We start from the raw sequence: 16541 nt of genomic DNA, 5'->3' as shown, positions 1-16541 counted from the left end.
CAGCCCTGCAAACTTCGACTTTTGCGGGCGAATTTGCAACGGCCCTGGCTTTCTGCCTTCCGCTGACGCTGGTCTGCATGCGCACCTCATCAGGCAATTAGCAAACCACCAATACGTTACCCCCTGCTTTCATGGCAAAGAAACCCCACCTGCTATTTGATTTCGGCGGCGTTATTATCAACATCGACTACCAGCGCACCCTCGATGCCATGGCCCGCCTGCACCAGCATGGCAGCACCATTGCCTTCACCCAGGCCGCGCAAAGTGAGCTGTTCGACCTGATGGAAACCGGCCGGCTTACGCCGGAGGCCTTTAGGGCCGGGCTGCGCACGCACTACGAACTGCAGGCCACTGATGAGGAGCTGGACGCTGCCTGGAATGCTATGCTCCTGGACGTGCCGGCTGAGCGACTGGCTTACATTGCCGAGCTACGCGCCCAGGGCCACGAAACGGCCCTGCTCTCGAACACCAACCAGATTCACATCGAGGAAATCAACCGGCGGCTGAAAACCCAGTACGGCCTGGAGCACGGCATTGCCGATTGTCTGGACCGCGTGTTTTACTCGCAAGAAGTGGGCCTGCGCAAGCCGGGGGAAGAAATATTCCGGCATGCCCTGCGCGAAATGAACTGGCGCGCCGACGAAACCCTTTTTATCGAAGACAGTTCTCAACACATTGAGACGGCCCGGCGGCTCGGCCTACGTACGTTGTTTCTGGCCCCGCCCCTCACCCTCACCGACGCCCTCCCCCCTGCCCTTCGTGCCTTCGACTCCCCTTCCGCCTGATTTTGATGCCCCCGCAGCCGAAAGTCCGGTTGCTTTCCGGCGCTACGAGCGACCCGCGCGGCCCCGGTGGCAGCGTTACCTGCTACACCTGGTTTTGTTTCTGGTCACCCTTGCTACCACTACTCTGGCCGGGGCCGAATGGATAACGGGCCGGTTTACTTTTGCTGAGCCGGGTTTCCAGGTTGCCGAGGTTGTGCAGGGGCTGTGGTTTTCGGTGCCCTTCCTGGGTGTGCTCACGGTGCATGAGTTTGGCCACTACTTCACGGCCCGCCACAACCGGATCCGCGCTTCGCTGCCCTACTACATTCCGTTTTTCACGGGCTTTTTCAATACGCTGGGCACGTTTGGCGCCGTCATCCGCATTAAGGACCGCATTTACTCGCGGCGGGAGTATTTCGATGTAGGGCTAGCGGGGCCGCTAGCGGGGTTTCTGGTAGCCATACCCGTGCTTATTTACGGCTTCACGCACCTGCCGCCGCTGGAGTATATCTTCACCATTCACCCGGAGTACCGCGTCTACGGTGCCGAATATGCCCGCTACGTGTACCAGCAGTCCGGCGAAACCATTACGCTGGCCAAGCCTCTATTGTATCAGGGCCTGGAATACCTGTTTGCTGACCCCGCGCGGCTACCGCATCCTAATGAGCTGATGCACTACCCCGTGCTGATGGCCGGGGCGCTGTCGTTGTTTTTCACGGCCCTGAACCTAGTACCCATAGGACAACTGGATGGCGGCCACATCCTGTACGGGCTGCTGGGGTTCCGGCGGGCCAACCGGCTGTCGGCGGCCCTGTTCATCGCCTTCATTTTCTACGCGGGCCTGGGCCTGTTTTCCCTGAGCACCAGTTCCAGCACCTGGTTGTACTGGGGCCTGCCCTATGGGCTTTACCTGTTTCTGGTGTTTCGGCGGGCCCTGCCTACTCCACGGCGGGGCGCCATGCTGGCCCTGGCGGTGTGGGCCGCCCAGATAGCCGTGGCCTCGGCCCTGCCCACCCTGCAGGGGCAGCCGGGCTGGCTGGCGTTTGGCTTGCTGCTGGGCACGGTAACGGGCATCTACCACCCCCCGGCGCCCAACGAACAGCCACTTAGTACCGCCCGCAAGGTGCTGGGCTGGCTGATGCTGCTTATTTTTGTGCTGTGCTTTACGCCTTCGCCGTTTAGCTTTACTTAATGGATCCGCTGGCCAGGGCGTTGCACCGGGCCGGCACGCACGATGACGTTTCTCCAATTTTCTCAAACGCACTTTTTGCGCGGAACCAGCCTGCTGGTTTTGCGGCAACACGGCTTATACATCAGCCAGCGGAAGCGGAACGGTGTAGCGTGGCTGGAAAGTGAAATTCCCTACGAAGAGCTGCTGCCGGTGTCGGTGGAGCACACGCAGCCCACCTGGTCTTTTTCCTGGGTTTGGGTACTGGTGTGGCTTGGGTACCACCTAGCCTCGGCGGCGCTGCACATGGCCGACGACCCGGAGGCCTGGGTAGCTATGCTGGCCTTTGGCTTGGTGGTGGGCAGTATCGTAGCCTTGCGCCGCTGGTATGGCGCTACCACTACCCTGTACACCAACCGCCTGCGCATCACCATGCCGCTGAGAGCCAGCCAGCGGGCCGCTTTCGAGGCTTTCACCGACGAGCTACGCCACCGCGCCCACGGCTACCTGCGCAGTGAATACGCCCAGGTGAATCCCTTGGGGCCGATTGAGTTGCAGCTGCACCGCCTCCACTGGCTGCACCACCTCAACGTGTTGTCGGAGCAAGAGCTGCGCACACTCAGCACCCGCCTTACCGGCCGGCTTTCCCTGGACCCGCTCAAGCTCATGGGTCAGGACCTGGAAACGCCGTATCTGAATTAGAACTTAGAACCGAGAGCTTAGAGCATAGGATCAAGAACTGAGAGCCAAGAAAAGAGCGGGGCTTATCGTTTGCTGGCGCGTTGCCAGAACGATAAGCCCCGCTCTTTTCTTGGCTCTCAGTTCTAAGCTCTCGGTTCTAAGTTCTAACCTAGCCCAGGGCCGTTACGCCGGGCAGCTCTTTGCCTTCCATGTACTCCAGCAGGGCGCCGCCGCCGGTGCTGATGTAGCTTACCTGCTCCGAGAAGCCCAGCTGGTTGACGGCCGCCGCGGAGTCGCCGCCGCCAATGAGGCTGAAGGCGCCCTGCTGGGTGGCATCGGCAATGGCCTGGGCCACCGATTCGGTGCCCTTGGCGAAGTTGCTCATTTCAAACACGCCCATGGGTCCGTTCCAGAGGATGGTTTTCGACTGGCGCACGATGTCGGAAAATGCCTGGATGGAATCCGGGCCGAGGTCGAGGCCCATCCAGCCGTCGGGAATCTGGCTGTTCGGCGTCACTTTGGTTTCGGCGTCGTTGGCAAATTTGTCGGCAATGAGACTGTCGGTGGGCAGCACCAGGTTCACGCCCTTGGCCTTGGCTTTCTCGATAAGCTCCAGGGCCAGGTCCATTTTGTCGGCTTCCAGCAGCGAGTTGCCGATGCTGCCGCCCTGGGCCTTGGCAAACGTGTAAGCCATGCCGCCGCCGATGAGCAGGTTGTCTACTTTGTCGAGCAGCTTCTCAATGATGAGGATTTTGTCGGAAATCTTGGCTCCGCCCATGATGGCGGTGAAAGGGCGCTCGGCTTCTTCCAGCACTTTTTTGGCATTGTCCAGCTCGCCCTGCAGCAGGTAGCCGCCCACGCGGTCCTCGGGGGCGAAGTTTTCGGCAATAACGGCCGTGGAGGCGTGCTTGCGGTGCGCGGCACCAAAGGCATCGTTCACGTACACGTCGCCAAGCTTGGCCAGCTTAGCCGCGAATTCAGCGTTGCCCTTTTCTTCTTCGGCGTAGAACCGCACGTTTTCCACCAGCAGAATCTGGCCGGGTTGCAGCGCCTGAGCCTGGGCTTCAGCGTCGAGTGCGTCGGTGGCAAACTGTACTTCCTGGCCGTATTCCTCACCCAGGCGGGCTACTAGGTGCTTAAGCGAGTACTTATCCTCGGGGCCACCTTTGGGCCGGCCCAGGTGCGAGAGCAGCACCACGGAGCCGCCATCCTGCAGAATTTTCTTGATCGTGGGCGTAGCGGCCCGGATGCGGGTATCGTCGGTAATGGCGAAGCTTTTGTCGAGCGGCACGTTGAAATCTACGCGCACCACGGCGCGCTTGCCGGCGAAGTTGTACTGATCGAGGGTTTTCATGGAACAGGAATTGGGTTTGGCTGGGGCGAAGATAGGTAATGAGGGGATGAGAGGATAAAGGAACGGATGAGGAAGGTAGAACGTCATTCCGAGCGGAGCGAGGAATCTCGCGTGCTTGTTTTCATCAGGCGGCTTATTCTCTCCTCACCTCTTGAAATACTACCTTTGCCCCTGATATGAAAATTGGCATCTTCTTCGGTGGCCCGTCGCGCGAGCGGGAAATCAGCTTCGCGGGCGGCCGCACCGTGTACGATAATCTGGATAAGTCCCTGTTTGAGGCCGTGCCCGTGTTTGTGGACAGCCGCGGCAACTTCATCCTGCTCAACTGGGAATACATCTACAAAGGCACCATTCGCGACTTTTACCCGCCCGTGTCGGCGCTGCCGCCCGCGGAGCTACCGGTGCAGATGTACTTCGAAAGCCTGGGCGAGCTGAGCCTGGACGAGCAGGACCGCATCATCGCGGAAGTAGGCCGCCGCGTGGAGCCCCGGGAGCTGGCCAGCCTGGTTGACTTCGCCTTCCTGGCTTTGCACGGACCCGCCGGCGAGGATGGCGCTATCCAGGGGCTGCTGGAATGGTACGGCATTCCGTACTCGGGCTCCGGCATTCTCCCTTCAGCCTTCGGCATTGATAAGATTGCCCAGAAAAAGCTACTCAAAGCCCTGAACCGCCCGACGCCCGATTTCCGCCTTGTTACGGCCGAAGAATGGGACGCCGCCGATGCGCAGGCAACCCTGGATTACCTGGTGCGCGAGCTGGGTTTGCCGCTGGTGTTCAAGGCCCCGCGCCAGGGCAGCAGCATCGGCATCAGCATTCTACGCGAAGCCGACGTGACCAAATTTCAGGCTGCCGTAGAACGCAGCCTGTTCCGCAAAACCGTCACTCAAACGGAGTGGCATGGCCTGTCGGACACCCAGAAAATGGTGTGGCTGCAGCAGCTGGTTGACATCCGCGACGGTATCGGCCTGCCCGTGGTAGTTTCGGGTTTCGAGTCTCAAGTTTCAGGTTCGCACGACCAACCCGAAACCCAAAACCCGGAACCTGAAACGCAACTCATCTACCAGCCCGAGCAGTTGCTGAACGTGCTGAACGAGCGGCTGCAAACGGCCGAAGCCGTGCGCCTGACCAGCGTGGAGGGCGAAACCCAGGTGCTGGTAGAAAGCTTCGTGCAGGGCCGCGAGTTTTCGTGCATTGTGGTCGAAGATGCCAACGGTCAGCCGCTGGCGCTACCGCCTACGGAGATTGTGAAGGGCGAGGAAATGTTCGACTATCGCTCGAAGTACCTGCCCGGCCTCTCGCGCAAAATCACGCCCATCGACTTGCCCGAAGCCGACATTCAGCGCATCCGGGAAGCCTGCGAGGAAATGTTCCGCACGTTCGGCTTCCAGGTATATGCCCGCCTGGATGGCTTCATTGGGCCCGATGGCCAGCTGTTCCTGAACGACCCGAACACCACCTCGGGCATGCTGCCGGCCTCGTTCTTCTTCCATCAGGCCGCCGAAATCGGCCTCAACCCGTCGCAGTTCCTGACGTTCCTGATTCGCACTTCCCTGGCGGCGCGGCGGCGCGGCGGGCTACGGCCCGTGAAGCTGGCTGGATTGCTCACGCAGCTGGATGCCGCCGTGGCAGCCCGGGCTTCGGAGGAGCGCACCCGCACGAAGGTGGCCGTGATTATGGGTGGCTATTCCTCGGAGCGGCACATTTCGGTGGAAAGCGGCCGGAATATCTACGAAAAGCTCAGCTCCAGCATCAAGTACGAGCCGGTGCCGGTATTCCTGACCGGCAACAGCGAGGAATTCCGCCTCTACGTGCTGCCCATCAACGTGATGCTGAAGGACAACGCCGACGACATCCGCGAGAAAGTGGAGTACATGGAAGCAGGCCACGGCCTTCACCCCATTCTGGAGCGTATCCGCCGCGAGGCCCAGGGCATCACCAGCACCTACGCCGGGCAACCCACGGCCCAGCCCCGGCGCGTGTCGTTTGAGGAGCTGGCGGGCATGGTAGACGAAGTGTTTATTGCCCTGCACGGCCGCCCCGGCGAGGATGGCGCCCTGCAGCGGGAATTGGAGACATTTGGCTTGCCTTACAACGGCTCGGGCGTGGAAAGCTCCAGCATTACCATCAACAAGTTCGAAACCAACAAGCGCCTGCGAGAAGCGGGCCTGCGCGTGGCCGAGCACCGCATGGCCAACCGCCTGGAGTGGGAAGCCGATGCCGAAGGCTTCTACCGCAGCCTGGAGACGCAGTTTCCCTACCCCTTCATTGCCAAGCCCGCCGACGACGGCTGCTCCTCGGCCGTAAAGAAAATCAAGAACCGCGCGGAGCTGGAAGCCTTCACCCGCCTGATTTTCCGCAACCAGGAAGACCTGATGCCTGCCGAGGCTACCACGCTCAGCCTGGGCTTCAAGGAAGAGTTTCCGCAGAAAGATGCCTTCCTGGTAGAAACCCTCATCAGCCGCGACGGGGCCGCGCACTTCCTGGAAGTGACCGGGGGCCTGCTCACCCACTGGGACGAAAATGGCCAGCTGCAGATTGAGGTCTTTGAGGCATCGGAAGCCCTGGCCACCGGCGAGGTGCTGAGCCTGGAGGAGAAGTTCCTGGCCGGCGAAGGCCAGAATATTACCCCGGCCCGCTATGCCGCCGACCTCACGGAGCGCCAGCGCGTGTCGGAAGAGGTGAAGAAGGAACTGCGCCGGGTGGCCGAAATCCTGAATATTCAGGGCTACGCCCGCATTGATGCCTTTGTGCGGGTGCGCCAGAACGGGGCCGTGGAGGTACTCATCATCGAGGTAAACTCTTTGCCCGGCATGACGCCCGCCACCTGCATCTTCCACCAGACGGCTTTGGCCGGCTACACGCCCTACGAGTTCATCGACCGGATTCTGGAGTTTGGCAAGCAGCGAGTTGAGAAATCAGCCCTCAAATCATAAAGCGCCGGCTCGTCCCGATATCCTCGTAATTGGCTTTTCCCCTAGCTTAGCCCAGGACTTTTCCCTTCTCGCTAGCTTTGCTTCTTCGTTCTGAACTCTCAGATCTAAGCTCTATCCTCTAAGTTCTCCACCAAATGTCTTTTTTTAAATCGGATACGCCCCTGGATGTGGTGAAGCACCTGGCCGCCATTGCGGCGCTGGTAGCCGTGCTGGTGCTGGGCTTTTTCTACGTATACCTGCCCTTCACCACCAACCACGGCGAAACGATTGTGGTCCCCAAAATTACAGGCATGAACCAGGAAGCCCTGGAGGATTACCTCGACGAGCGGAACCTGGCCTACTTCGTGGACGACAGCAGCTACGACGCCTCGGTGCGGCCTGGCACGGTGCTCACGCAGGAGCCCCGCCCCGGCGACCGGGTAAAGCAGGGCCGCAAAATCTACATTGCGGTGGCCATGAAAAACCCACCCGTCATCAAAATGCCAAAGCTCACAGAGGGCTCGGTGAAAAACGCCCAGATGATTCTGAAAAGCTACGACTTGAATGTCGGTCAAATTCAACTGGTACCAGACCCAGCACAAAATGCGGTACTCAAGCAACTGGTTAACGGCAAGGAAATTGCGCCCGGCGCGCCCATCGCCAAAGGCACTAAAGTAGACTTACAAGTTGGTGACGGTCTGGGCAACCAAGAATTTCCAGTGCCCAACGTCGTGAATATGCCCGCCGATGAAGCCGCCACCCTATTGGCCGGCCAAGGTTTACTTATGGGCGCCACTTTCTATCAAGCTCCCGAAGAAGGCCAAACCGAAGGTACTGTTGTGCGGCAACGGCCGGTATCGGCACCGGGTGCTACCATCCGCACGGGTCAGTTGGTGGACTTGTGGATAGCCGGTGAGGCGCCTATTAAGGAAGTTCAGTAAGAGTAAGAAACCTCCCGAAAAAAGCCCGCGGCCGCACTGGTTGCGGGCTTTTTTCGTTGAAGCAGCTGTCAGGCCAGAATGATTTGCCGGTTGGACGGTTGATGGTTGCTTACACCGCCTTGCAGCCAGTGCCAGGAGCAGGGAAGCTGCTTGGTCATCGGCATCCGTTTAGCTATTAAACAAGACAACTATTCAACCAGTAACTTGCCCACGATGAAGCGTATTCTTACTTTTTTCGGTATTCTGCTCGGGTTGATGCTGGCCACGGTGGGCGCGTGGGCGCAGCAGGTCAGCCCCCTGGCGGCCGACCCCAGCCGCGTAGCGCCGCCTAAGCACCAAGCCGCGCTGGCCCGCAAGGCGGCACTTTCCCTGCCCTTTTTCGATGATTTTGCCCAGCAGCCCGAGGGCGTACCCAACCCCGAGCACTGGGACCCCGCGGGGGGCACCTTCGTCAGCAACCGGTTTGCGGTAGCGCCCCCTTCCCGGAATGCCGCCACGTTTGACGGGCTCCGGGCCAACGGGCAGTCGTACGGCAGCTCCTCTTTCTACGGCGACACCGACACGCTCACTTCCCTCCCCATCGATTTAAGCGGGCTGAACGCCGGTTCCGGGGTATTCCTGAGCTTTTTCTGGCAGGCGGGCAGTATTGTGGGGGCGCCTTCGGCCGCCAGCTCCTCGCGCACGGTAGCCCTGCGCCTCGAGTTTCTGAATGATGCCGGCACCTGGCAAACCATCTGGACCCAGCGCAGCACCGGCCAGCGCACTGATTTTGCCCAGGAGCTTTTTCCGGTAAACGAAAGCCGCTACCTGCACGCGGGTTTCCGGTTCCGCCTTCACAGTCAGGGCAACCTGGCCTTCACCCGCGACTCCTGGAGCATCGACTACGTGAAGCTGGACCGCAACCGCTCGGCCTCGGACCTCACATTTCTGGATTTTGCGACCAGTGCCCCGCTCACGTCCCTGCTGAAGCGCTACGCCAGCATGCCCGCCGTGCAGCTGGCCGCCGCCCCCAACCCCGCCGAGGAGCTTAACGACCAGACGTACACTACCATCAACAGCTTTTCCATCGGGCAGGAGCCCACGCCTATTGAGTGGGCAGGCACGGTCAAGGCCCTGCCCAGCGGTGCCGAGCTGACGTACCTGGTGGGCAACCGCTCCATTGATGCCAACTCCCGGCAGTTGCCTATTACCGGGGACCTGCGAACCGTGGCTAACCAGCTCCTGACTGGCACGCCGCAGCGCATCCGGCACCGCATTATCCTTGATGCCAAGGAAACTAACCCGCTCACGCTGCCCAACGACACCATCTCGCGCGTGACCGAGCTGGCTGACTACTATGCCTACGACGACGGCACCGCCGAAGCCAGCGTGAACCTACCGGCTTTGTCGGGGGGCTCCCCCTCCTACTTTGCTTACCGCATTGATCTGAACCGGCCCGACCAGGTGAAAGGCGTGCTGCTCTACCCTGAGCTGCCGAGCAGCGCGGGGCGCACAATTACGGTGGCCATCTGGGAGCTGGATGCTACGGGCAAGCCCAAGGAACAAGCCAAGGCCTCGGCTACCTTCACCATTCCGGCCACCGCGGGCCCCACTGGCTTTGTAGAAGCAAGCTTTGCCAGCCCGGTACCCGTCAGCGGCTCGTTCCTGGTGGGCTACGGCCAGCCATCCACGGGCCAGTTTATCCGGTTTGGGCTCGATCTGAACAGCCCCGTGCCCACCGACTACTTGTACTACCAGGCCCGGGGCGCTTGGAACACCACCAGCACAACCCCGGCCGGTGCCCCCATGATGCGCCCCGTGATGACGGGCACGGTAACTGCCAGCCAGCCGGCCGAATTGGCGGGGGCACTTTCCCTGTATCCAAATCCCAGCTCGGGCGTGGTGCGGGTGCAGGGACGCTACACCCGGGCTACGGTGCTCGACGCCCTGGGGCGGACGGTATGGCAGCAGCCAGCCGCTGAAGCTGGTCAGCCCGAGCTGCGCCTGCCCGCTTCCGTACCCGCTGGCGTTTACTTGGTGCAGCTGGAGCTACCCGGGGGCGGGCGGACCAGCCGCCGCTTGGTAGTGGCCCGCTAACGGTCTGCGCATTTATCTGCTGAAATACCCAACTTTGCTTTATCAACGGCCGGACCCGGCCCGCCTTTTTTCCTCATCCTCACCTTGCCCACCTTATGGCTGATATCACCCCTACTGAACTAAAGCAGCGCCAGGCCAACGGCGAAAATCCCATCATCATCGACGTGCGCGAAACCTGGGAAAACGAGGAAGTACGCATTAATGGCAGCCGCAACATTCCGCTGGGCGAGCTGCCGGGTAAGCTCGACGAGCTGGACGAACTCAAAGATCAGGAAATCATTGTGCACTGCAAAGGCGGCAGCCGCTCCGCTTCCGCCAAAGCTTTCCTGACGCAGCAAGGCTTCGGCAACGTGCGCAACCTGCTGGGAGGAATGCAGGCGTATCAGCAGGCCTGAGCTCCTGCACGGCTTTAGCTTGCCATTTCGGGCGGGACTCAGCACAGGCTGGGTCCCGCTGCCTTTGTAGGCTAAACGAACTTTGAACATTCTGACAAAAATTTACTTTCTCATTCCCAATTGCTTACTCATTCTATAAAATTTTGATTGCTCACAATTAAACATTGTACAATCAATTACGTTAATCCAGTACAAACCATGGACTCACACCTTTCTCCCACCGATAAAGCCGAATTGCTTAAGCTGGAAAACCAGCTGTGTTTTCCCCTGTATGCCGTTTCCCGAATGCTGACGAAGGCCTACCAGCCTTTCCTGCAGGAGCTTGACCTCACCTACCCGCAATACCTGGTGTTGCTGCTGCTCTGGGAACACCGGGAGCTGACGGTGAAGGAGCTGGGTGACAAGCTGCTGCTGGATTCCGGGACGCTCACGCCCCTGCTCAAGCGCATGGAGCAAAAGCAGTGGGTAAGCCGCCGCCGGGCCCCCCACGACGAGCGGTCCGTTATCATCAGCATTCTGCCCGCCGGCGACACGCTGCAGCAGCGGGCCTGCCAGATTCCGGAACAGTTGCTGGAGCGCATGCAGCTGTCGATACCCGAGTTTGAGGCCCTACGCCTCCAATTGAACACCTTACTTACCCGGCTGACTTAGCACAGCCATTTTCACTTTTCTTTTTTAACGCTGCTCATGAAAATCGAGAAAATCTTCACTGCTCAGGCAAAAGCCAAAGGCGGCCGCGACGGCCAGGTTACCAGCGACGACAATGTGCTGAACATTGCTCTCAGCACGCCCAAAGCTATGGGTGGCCCCGGCAAGACTGGCGCCACCAACCCCGAGCAGCTGTTTGCCGCAGGCTACGCCGCCTGCTTTGAAGGCGCCCTTGGCGTGGCCGCACGCCAGGCCGGCGTGCGCCTGAACGACGTGACGGTGGAGGCCTTCATCGGGTTTGGCCAGGCTGAAGACGGTGGCTACGGCATCTCGGCCGACTTGCACGTGAACATTCCCGGCGTAGAGCAGGCTCAGGCCCAGCAACTGGTGGAGGCCGCCCACGGCATTTGCCCCTACTCCCGCGCCACGCGCGGCAACATTGAAGTAACCCTCAACGCCACGAACAACCCCGCGTAAAAGCTGGCATCTTCCGCAAGGACTGAGTACGGATCCGCTGGCCTGCGCTGTCGGAATCCGTATTCAGTCCTTGTTTTTTCCAGCCTACGGCCTTCCTCACACACGGCAGGGTCGTTTTTTCTACATGCCGATGAAAACCAACACCCTGGTACTGGCCAGCCGCCCCCACGGGGAGCCGACGGCCGCCCACTTCCGCTTTGAGGAACAGGAGTTGCCCGCGCTGCAGCCCGGTACCGTGCTGCTCAAAACGCGCTACGTGTCCGTTGATCCGTACATGCGCGGCCGCATGAGCAGCGCCAAATCGTACGTGGCGCCCTTTGCGGTGAACGAGCCCCTGAGTGGCGGCGTGGTAGCCGAAGTGGTAGAATCGCAGAGTACTACCCTGCCGGTGGGCAGTTTGGTGGTGGGCAACCTGCCCTGGCAGGAGTACTGCGTGGCCCCAGAAAAAAGCGTCAGCCTGATTCCGGCCGGAAGCCAGGCCCCGGCCAGCTACTACCTGGGCTTACTGGGCATGCCCGGCCTCACGGCTTACTTTGGGCTGCTCGACATCTGCCAGCCCAAGCCCGGCGAAACCGTGGTGGTTTCGGGGGCGGCGGGGGCCGTGGGCATGGTGGTGGGCCAGCTGGCCAAGCTCCAGGGCGCGCGGGTGATTGGCACGGCTGGCTCCGACGAGAAAGTAGCCCGCCTGCTGCAGCTAGGCTTTGATGAGGCCTTCAACTACAAAACCGCGGACGTAGCCGCGTCCCTGGCGGCCGCCGCCCCCAACGGCGTCGACTGCTACTTCGACAACGTGGGCGGCGCTATTACCGACGCCGTCTACAACCTGCTCAATAAGCACGCGCGCATTGCGCTGTGCGGCCAGATTTCGCTGTACAATAGCACCACTGAGCCGGTAGGGCCCCGCCCCGAAGCCAAACTTCTCAAAACCAGTGCCCGCCTGCAGGGCTTTATCGTGAGCGACTACCTGCCGCGCTGGCCCGAAGGTGTGCGCCAGCTGACGGAATGGTACAACCAAGGCAAGCTGCAGTTCGACGAAACCGTCGTCGAAGGCTTCGAGAATATTCCGGCCGCTTTCCTGGGCTTGTTTGCGGGCGAGAATACCGGCAAAGCCGTGGTGAAAATCGCTTAACGTTCTTCCCCCGGGCGCTTCTCGGTTGTCCCGGGTTTCTACCCCACCTTTTTTACCCCATTCCCATGAACATTCTGATGGTGTTGACTTCGCACGACCAGCTCGGCGAGACAGGTCACAAAACCGGCTTCTGGCTGGAAGAATTTGCCGCGCCGTACTATGTATTCCGGGATGCTGGTGCCACGCTCACGCTAGCCTCGCCCAAGGGCGGGCAGCCGCCCCTCGACCCGAAAAGCGACGACCCCAGCGCCCAGACCGACGCCACCAAGCGCTTCAAAGCCGACCCCGCCGCCCAGCAGGCCCTGGCCAGCACCGTGCCCCTGCACACCATTTCGGCCGCCGACTACGATGCCGTTTTCTACCCCGGCGGGCACGGCCCCCTCTGGGATCTGGCCGAAGATAAAAAGTCGATTGAGCTGATCGAAACGTTTTACACCGCTGGTAAGCCCGTAGCGGCCGTGTGCCACGCCCCTGGCGTGCTGCGCCACGTGAAAGACGCTAGCGGAGAGCCGCTGGTGAAAGGCAAGCATGTGGCAGGCTTCACCAACACCGAAGAAGAAGCCGTGCAACTGACCAACGTGGTGCCCTTTCTGGTAGAGGATATGCTCAAGCAGAACGGCGGCCACTACTCCAAAGGCCCCGACTGGGCTCCGTATGTTGTGAAAGCCGATAACCTGATTACCGGGCAGAACCCCGCTTCGTCGGAGCCGGTCGCCGAAGAGCTGCTTAAGCTGCTGCAGAAGTAGCTTCGAGCATGCTCCTAGCCCAGCCGCCCCGGTTGCCCCTGTTTCGGGCGCAACCAGGGCGGCTTTTTTTTGGGACATACTATAAAAGCCGGATACACCTCACCAACCTGACCAAGCGTTTTCCGGGCCTACGCACCCGGTTAGACTAGCAGCCGCCCGTCGGGGGCGTAGCGCAGCTCGCCCAGGTCTACTAGTTCCCGCAGCAGTTCGGTAACGGCTGTAGCCTGGCCGGGCAGAAACTGCGTAAGTATTTCGCGCGGGGTTTGGGGCACCGCATTCAGCAAGGCCAGCACCTGCTCGCGCAGGGCCGGCACGGGCGTAGGCGCTTGCGCAGCCTTCTTTTTGGCTAAACAAAAGTCGCAGACTCCGCAAGCCGGGGCACTTAGCTCGCCGAAGTACTCTAGCAGCAGCTGCTGGCGGCAGCGCCCCCCGGCGCCATAGCGTACCACCGCTTCGGTTTTGTGCAGGGCCAGCTCCCGGGCCTGGTGCAGGCGCTTCTCCTCCAGGGGTAGCTTGTCGGCATCGAAGCGGGGGGTCGTGAACAGGGCCTGCGGCGACTCGTGACGGGGCTGAAACTGAATAACGCCCGAGCGGTGCAGAAACAGCAGCATCTTGCGCAGCTCCACTACGCTCAGGCGCAGGTGCTGGGCCAGGCTGTTTTCCGAAATCCGCTGGAAGCCCGCGAACAGCTCCCCGCCGTGAAACCGCAGCAGACTTTTGATGAGCTGGTCGTGCTGGGCGTTGGCGACCTGAAATCGGTACAGGTCGGTGTGGTCGATGGGGATGTGCACGCGGGCCGGGTTGTTGACGGCCTCATTCACCTGCACAAATCCTTCCCGCTCCAGCAGGCGCAGGCTGTTATGGGCATCCAGGGCTTTGATGCGGTAGGTTTCGGCAAACTGCTGCAGGTCGAAGTCGAAGGCCACCAGCTCCCCGCCCCCCACGGCCGTGCGGGAAAAGTTGGCTAGGGCTTGGTATACCCGACGCACTACCGCCAGCTCCGGAAAGGCCTGCCGGGTGCGGCGGCAAAGCTCATCGGCATCGTTGGGCCCTTGCAGCAGCACGGCAAAGGCGTACTTCTCGTCGCGGCCGGCGCGGCCGGCTTCCTGGTAATAGGCTTCCAGGTTGTCGGGGGCATCCAGGTGCACTACCAGCCGCACGTCCGGCTTGTCGATGCCCATGCCAAAGGCGTTGGTGGCTACGATGCAGCGGATTTTGTTTTGCATCCAGTCTTGCTGAATGCGGGTGCGCTGCTCGGCGGGCAGGCCGGCGTGGTAAGCCGCGGCCTGCACCTGGTGCTGCTGCAGGTAGGCGGCGGCGTCTTCGGTCTGGCGGCGGGTGCGGGCATATACGATGCTGGTTTTGTCGGGCCCCACCCCGCGCACTACTTCCAGCAGACGCTTGAGCTTGTCTTCGGTGCTCAGGACGGAATACGAAAGGTTGGGTCGGGCAAAGCTTTGCTGGAATACTCGGTGCGTAGCGCCAAACCGCAGCTTCTCCACAATATCCTGGCGCACCTGCGCGGTAGCGGTAGCCGTGAGGGCTATGCACGGCACGCCGGGCAGCAGCTCACGCAGCTCGGCAATGCGCAGGTACGGGGGACGGAAGTCGTAGCCCCACTGCGAAAGGCAGTGCGCCTCATCCACAGCTAGCAGGCTGACTTTCATCTTGGCCACCCGAGCCCGAAACATATCCGTCAGGAGGCGTTCCGGCGACACGTACAGGAACTTCACCGGGCCATACACGCAGTTGTCCAAGGTCTGGTCGATTTCCTGGTGGCTCATGCCGGCGTACACGGCCTCGGCCTTCACGCCGCGCTTGCGCAGGTTGTCTACTTGGTCCTTCATCAGGGCAATGAGCGGCGACACGACCAGGCACAGCCCGGGGCGGGCCAGGGCCGGCACCTGAAAGCAGATGCTCTTGCCCCCACCGGTGGGCAGCAAAGCCAGCACATCCTGCCCCGCCAGCACCGCCCGGATGATATCCTCCTGCAAGGGCCGGAAAGCCGTGTGCCCCCACGTCTGGCGCAGTACGTGCTCGATATCGTCGGTGGCCGGCAGGGAAGACATGGGGCAAAGGTACTAGCCGGGCGCACCCAATACCCAGGCAGCAGCGCACAAAAAAGCCCGGCTCCTAATGGAACCGGGCTTTCGAACAAGACGTGGAGAAGATTAAGCCGCCGTGGCAGCCTGACCGTTTTCACGATCTTCAATAGCTTTCTTCAGCTTAGCAATGGCACCGGTGGCACGCTCTTCGTCGAGGCGGTTGATGTTGAGCAGCATCTTGGTCTTTTCCTGACGCGTGATGACTGGATGGTTCAGCAACCGGATAATTTCCTCTTTCTGCGGAGCCGAGGCGTACGCTACCGAAGCTTCGGCGGCGGGAGCCAGTGGCTCAGCGGGCACGGCCTTCATGGGCGCTACGGGCGTAGCGGCGGCAGGCTTCGCTTCAGCTGCGGTGGTGTTTCCACCATAGTCCATTTCTTCGGCGGGCGTGGGCTCGTAACCGGCTGCCCGAATAATCCAGGCCAGGATGTTACGGTAGGCCTTGCCGATGGCGCGCGTCTGGGCCATGCTCATGATGGCAAACTCCTGGTAAAACTTCTTGCCCTGCTCTTTATTGGAGCAAATGGCAAAGCCAGCGCCTACCGTGTGGCCGCTCCGCATATCGAAGAGCGTCACTTTTGCCTGGTATTTGATTTCCGTGTCGGTCGAGACGTTGATAACGTGGTCGACGATGGGCACGATGCCCAGCCGCGAGCCAGCGTACTGCCAGCCTTCCACGTTCACAAACTCTTTGCCCTGCACCGTGGTGCTGAGCTTGTTGTCTTTAATGAATTTAGCCAGGTCCGTCGCCAGATGGAGCGTCTCGTCAGAACGCGAGATATCAAAGCTCTCAACTTTAGTCTTACGAACTGGCTCTTTGATGTTCTTGGTTGCTTCGCTCATGGCGTCTTTCCTTTTATGTCCTTTAGTACCGTATTGTGTTACGTGAAGATAACGCCCCGCCCCAATAAAAGGTGCAAATATCAGTCAGTTTTTTATAATTTTTTATCATTGATTATCAAGATATTATAACACATAAATCTAAAATTATTACCCAGCCAATATTTTTAGCAAATAAACATAGCTTCCTGAACATACTGGAAGCCTAAAAAGCTCCTTACGCTTCCCGTTTTTGCCTGATAAAAGAACGGCTGCTGCTACGTCTCGAAAACGCGGCAGCAGCCGTAGCAGAATGGCCCGGCTCG

14 protein-coding genes are annotated in these 16541 nt (G+C 60.5%); 11 read left to right on the top strand and 3 right to left on the bottom strand.

What is annotated here, in order from left to right; translation table 11 throughout:
* Nucleotides 1-131: 131 nt before the first annotated feature.
* The 3 genes from HER32_RS17645 (at nt 132) to HER32_RS17635 (ending at nt 2634) form a co-directional block, all read left to right on the top strand.
* Nucleotides 132-785: an HAD family hydrolase gene (locus HER32_RS17645; protein WP_149070442.1), complete on the top strand. Its 654-nt coding sequence runs from the start codon at nt 132-134 to the stop codon at nt 783-785.
* The gene (locus tag HER32_RS17640; RefSeq protein WP_149070443.1) at nt 760-1956 is read left to right on the top strand and encodes a site-2 protease family protein; all 1197 of its coding nucleotides are present in this window, start codon (nt 760-762) and stop codon (nt 1954-1956) included. Before HER32_RS17645 ends, HER32_RS17640 begins: the two co-directional genes overlap by 26 nt.
* A gap of 75 nt (nt 1957-2031) precedes the next feature.
* A complete protein-coding gene (locus HER32_RS17635; protein ID WP_168682832.1) occupies nt 2032-2634 on the top strand; it encodes a hypothetical protein in 603 nt (200 codons plus the stop codon).
* 148 nt (nt 2635-2782) lie between these two features.
* On the opposite strand, the gene HER32_RS17630 is transcribed toward HER32_RS17635, so the two are convergent.
* Nucleotides 2783-3967: a phosphoglycerate kinase gene (locus HER32_RS17630; RefSeq protein WP_149070445.1), complete on the bottom strand. Its 1185-nt coding sequence runs from the start codon at nt 3965-3967 to the stop codon at nt 2783-2785.
* Nucleotides 3968-4143: 176 nt separating this feature from the next.
* Here HER32_RS17630 and HER32_RS17625 point away from each other — a divergent pair, with 176 nt between their 5' ends.
* The 8 genes from HER32_RS17625 (at nt 4144) to HER32_RS17590 (ending at nt 13291) form a co-directional block, all read left to right on the top strand.
* The gene (locus HER32_RS17625; protein WP_168682831.1) at nt 4144-6900 is read left to right on the top strand and encodes a D-alanine--D-alanine ligase; all 2757 of its coding nucleotides are present in this window, start codon (nt 4144-4146) and stop codon (nt 6898-6900) included.
* A gap of 134 nt (nt 6901-7034) precedes the next feature.
* Nucleotides 7035-7820 carry a PASTA domain-containing protein gene (locus HER32_RS17620; protein WP_168682830.1) on the top strand — a complete coding sequence of 262 codons (786 nt, stop codon included), beginning with the start codon at nt 7035-7037 and terminating at the stop codon, nt 7818-7820.
* A gap of 213 nt (nt 7821-8033) precedes the next feature.
* Nucleotides 8034-9896: a T9SS type A sorting domain-containing protein gene (locus HER32_RS17615; protein WP_168682829.1), complete on the top strand. Its 1863-nt coding sequence runs from the start codon at nt 8034-8036 to the stop codon at nt 9894-9896.
* A gap of 95 nt (nt 9897-9991) precedes the next feature.
* Complete coding sequence (locus HER32_RS17610) at nt 9992-10291, top strand: rhodanese-like domain-containing protein (RefSeq protein ID WP_168682828.1); 300 nt, start codon at nt 9992-9994, stop codon at nt 10289-10291.
* 198 nt (nt 10292-10489) lie between these two features.
* Nucleotides 10490-10942 carry a MarR family winged helix-turn-helix transcriptional regulator gene (locus HER32_RS17605; protein ID WP_149070450.1) on the top strand — a complete coding sequence of 151 codons (453 nt, stop codon included), beginning with the start codon at nt 10490-10492 and terminating at the stop codon, nt 10940-10942.
* Between the two features lie 36 nt (nt 10943-10978).
* A complete protein-coding gene (locus HER32_RS17600; RefSeq protein ID WP_197748849.1) occupies nt 10979-11416 on the top strand; it encodes an organic hydroperoxide resistance protein in 438 nt (145 codons plus the stop codon).
* A gap of 130 nt (nt 11417-11546) precedes the next feature.
* Complete coding sequence (locus HER32_RS17595; protein WP_168682827.1) at nt 11547-12545, top strand: NADP-dependent oxidoreductase; 999 nt, start codon at nt 11547-11549, stop codon at nt 12543-12545.
* 65 nt (nt 12546-12610) lie between these two features.
* Nucleotides 12611-13291: a type 1 glutamine amidotransferase domain-containing protein gene (locus HER32_RS17590; protein ID WP_168682826.1), complete on the top strand. Its 681-nt coding sequence runs from the start codon at nt 12611-12613 to the stop codon at nt 13289-13291.
* A 140-nt stretch (nt 13292-13431) separates the two neighbouring features.
* On the opposite strand, the gene HER32_RS17585 is transcribed toward HER32_RS17590, so the two are convergent.
* Both HER32_RS17585 and HER32_RS17580 read right to left on the bottom strand, forming a co-directional pair.
* Nucleotides 13432-15360, bottom strand: a complete 1929-nt coding sequence (locus HER32_RS17585) for an ATP-dependent DNA helicase RecQ (RefSeq protein ID WP_168682825.1) — start codon at nt 15358-15360, stop codon at nt 13432-13434.
* A 102-nt stretch (nt 15361-15462) separates the two neighbouring features.
* Nucleotides 15463-16239 (bottom strand): hypothetical protein, encoded by a 777-nt coding sequence (locus tag HER32_RS17580; RefSeq protein ID WP_168682824.1) that lies wholly within the window; start codon nt 16237-16239, stop codon nt 15463-15465.
* Nucleotides 16240-16541 lie beyond the last annotated feature (302 nt).

The sequence above is a fragment of the Hymenobacter sp. BT18 genome, from assembly GCF_012273015.1.
Classification (GTDB): domain Bacteria; phylum Bacteroidota; class Bacteroidia; order Cytophagales; family Hymenobacteraceae; genus Hymenobacter; species Hymenobacter lutimineralis.
The sequence above is the reverse complement of the archived record's forward strand: the minus strand, read 5'-3'. Positions and strand labels throughout refer to the sequence as shown.

Excerpts from the sequence above, each read along its gene's own strand:
- HER32_RS17605 (WP_149070450.1), top strand. The coding sequence starts at position 10,490 with ATGGACTCACACCTTTCTCCCACCGATAAAGCCGAATTGCTTAAGCTG.
- HER32_RS17580 (WP_168682824.1), bottom strand. The coding sequence starts at position 16,239 with ATGAGCGAAGCAACCAAGAACATCAAAGAGCCAGTTCGTAAGACTAAA.
- HER32_RS17595 (WP_168682827.1), top strand. The coding sequence starts at position 11,547 with ATGAAAACCAACACCCTGGTACTGGCCAGCCGCCCCCACGGGGAGCCG.
- HER32_RS17600 (WP_197748849.1), top strand. The coding sequence starts at position 10,979 with ATGAAAATCGAGAAAATCTTCACTGCTCAGGCAAAAGCCAAAGGCGGC.
- HER32_RS17585 (WP_168682825.1), bottom strand. The coding sequence starts at position 15,360 with ATGTCTTCCCTGCCGGCCACCGACGATATCGAGCACGTACTGCGCCAG.
- HER32_RS17590 (WP_168682826.1), top strand. The coding sequence starts at position 12,611 with ATGAACATTCTGATGGTGTTGACTTCGCACGACCAGCTCGGCGAGACA.
- HER32_RS17610 (WP_168682828.1), top strand. The coding sequence starts at position 9,992 with ATGGCTGATATCACCCCTACTGAACTAAAGCAGCGCCAGGCCAACGGC.
- HER32_RS17630 (WP_149070445.1), bottom strand. The coding sequence starts at position 3,967 with ATGAAAACCCTCGATCAGTACAACTTCGCCGGCAAGCGCGCCGTGGTG.
- HER32_RS17625 (WP_168682831.1), top strand. The coding sequence starts at position 4,144 with ATGAAAATTGGCATCTTCTTCGGTGGCCCGTCGCGCGAGCGGGAAATC.
- HER32_RS17645 (WP_149070442.1), top strand. The coding sequence starts at position 132 with ATGGCAAAGAAACCCCACCTGCTATTTGATTTCGGCGGCGTTATTATC.
- HER32_RS17620 (WP_168682830.1), top strand. The coding sequence starts at position 7,035 with ATGTCTTTTTTTAAATCGGATACGCCCCTGGATGTGGTGAAGCACCTG.
- HER32_RS17615 (WP_168682829.1), top strand. The coding sequence starts at position 8,034 with ATGAAGCGTATTCTTACTTTTTTCGGTATTCTGCTCGGGTTGATGCTG.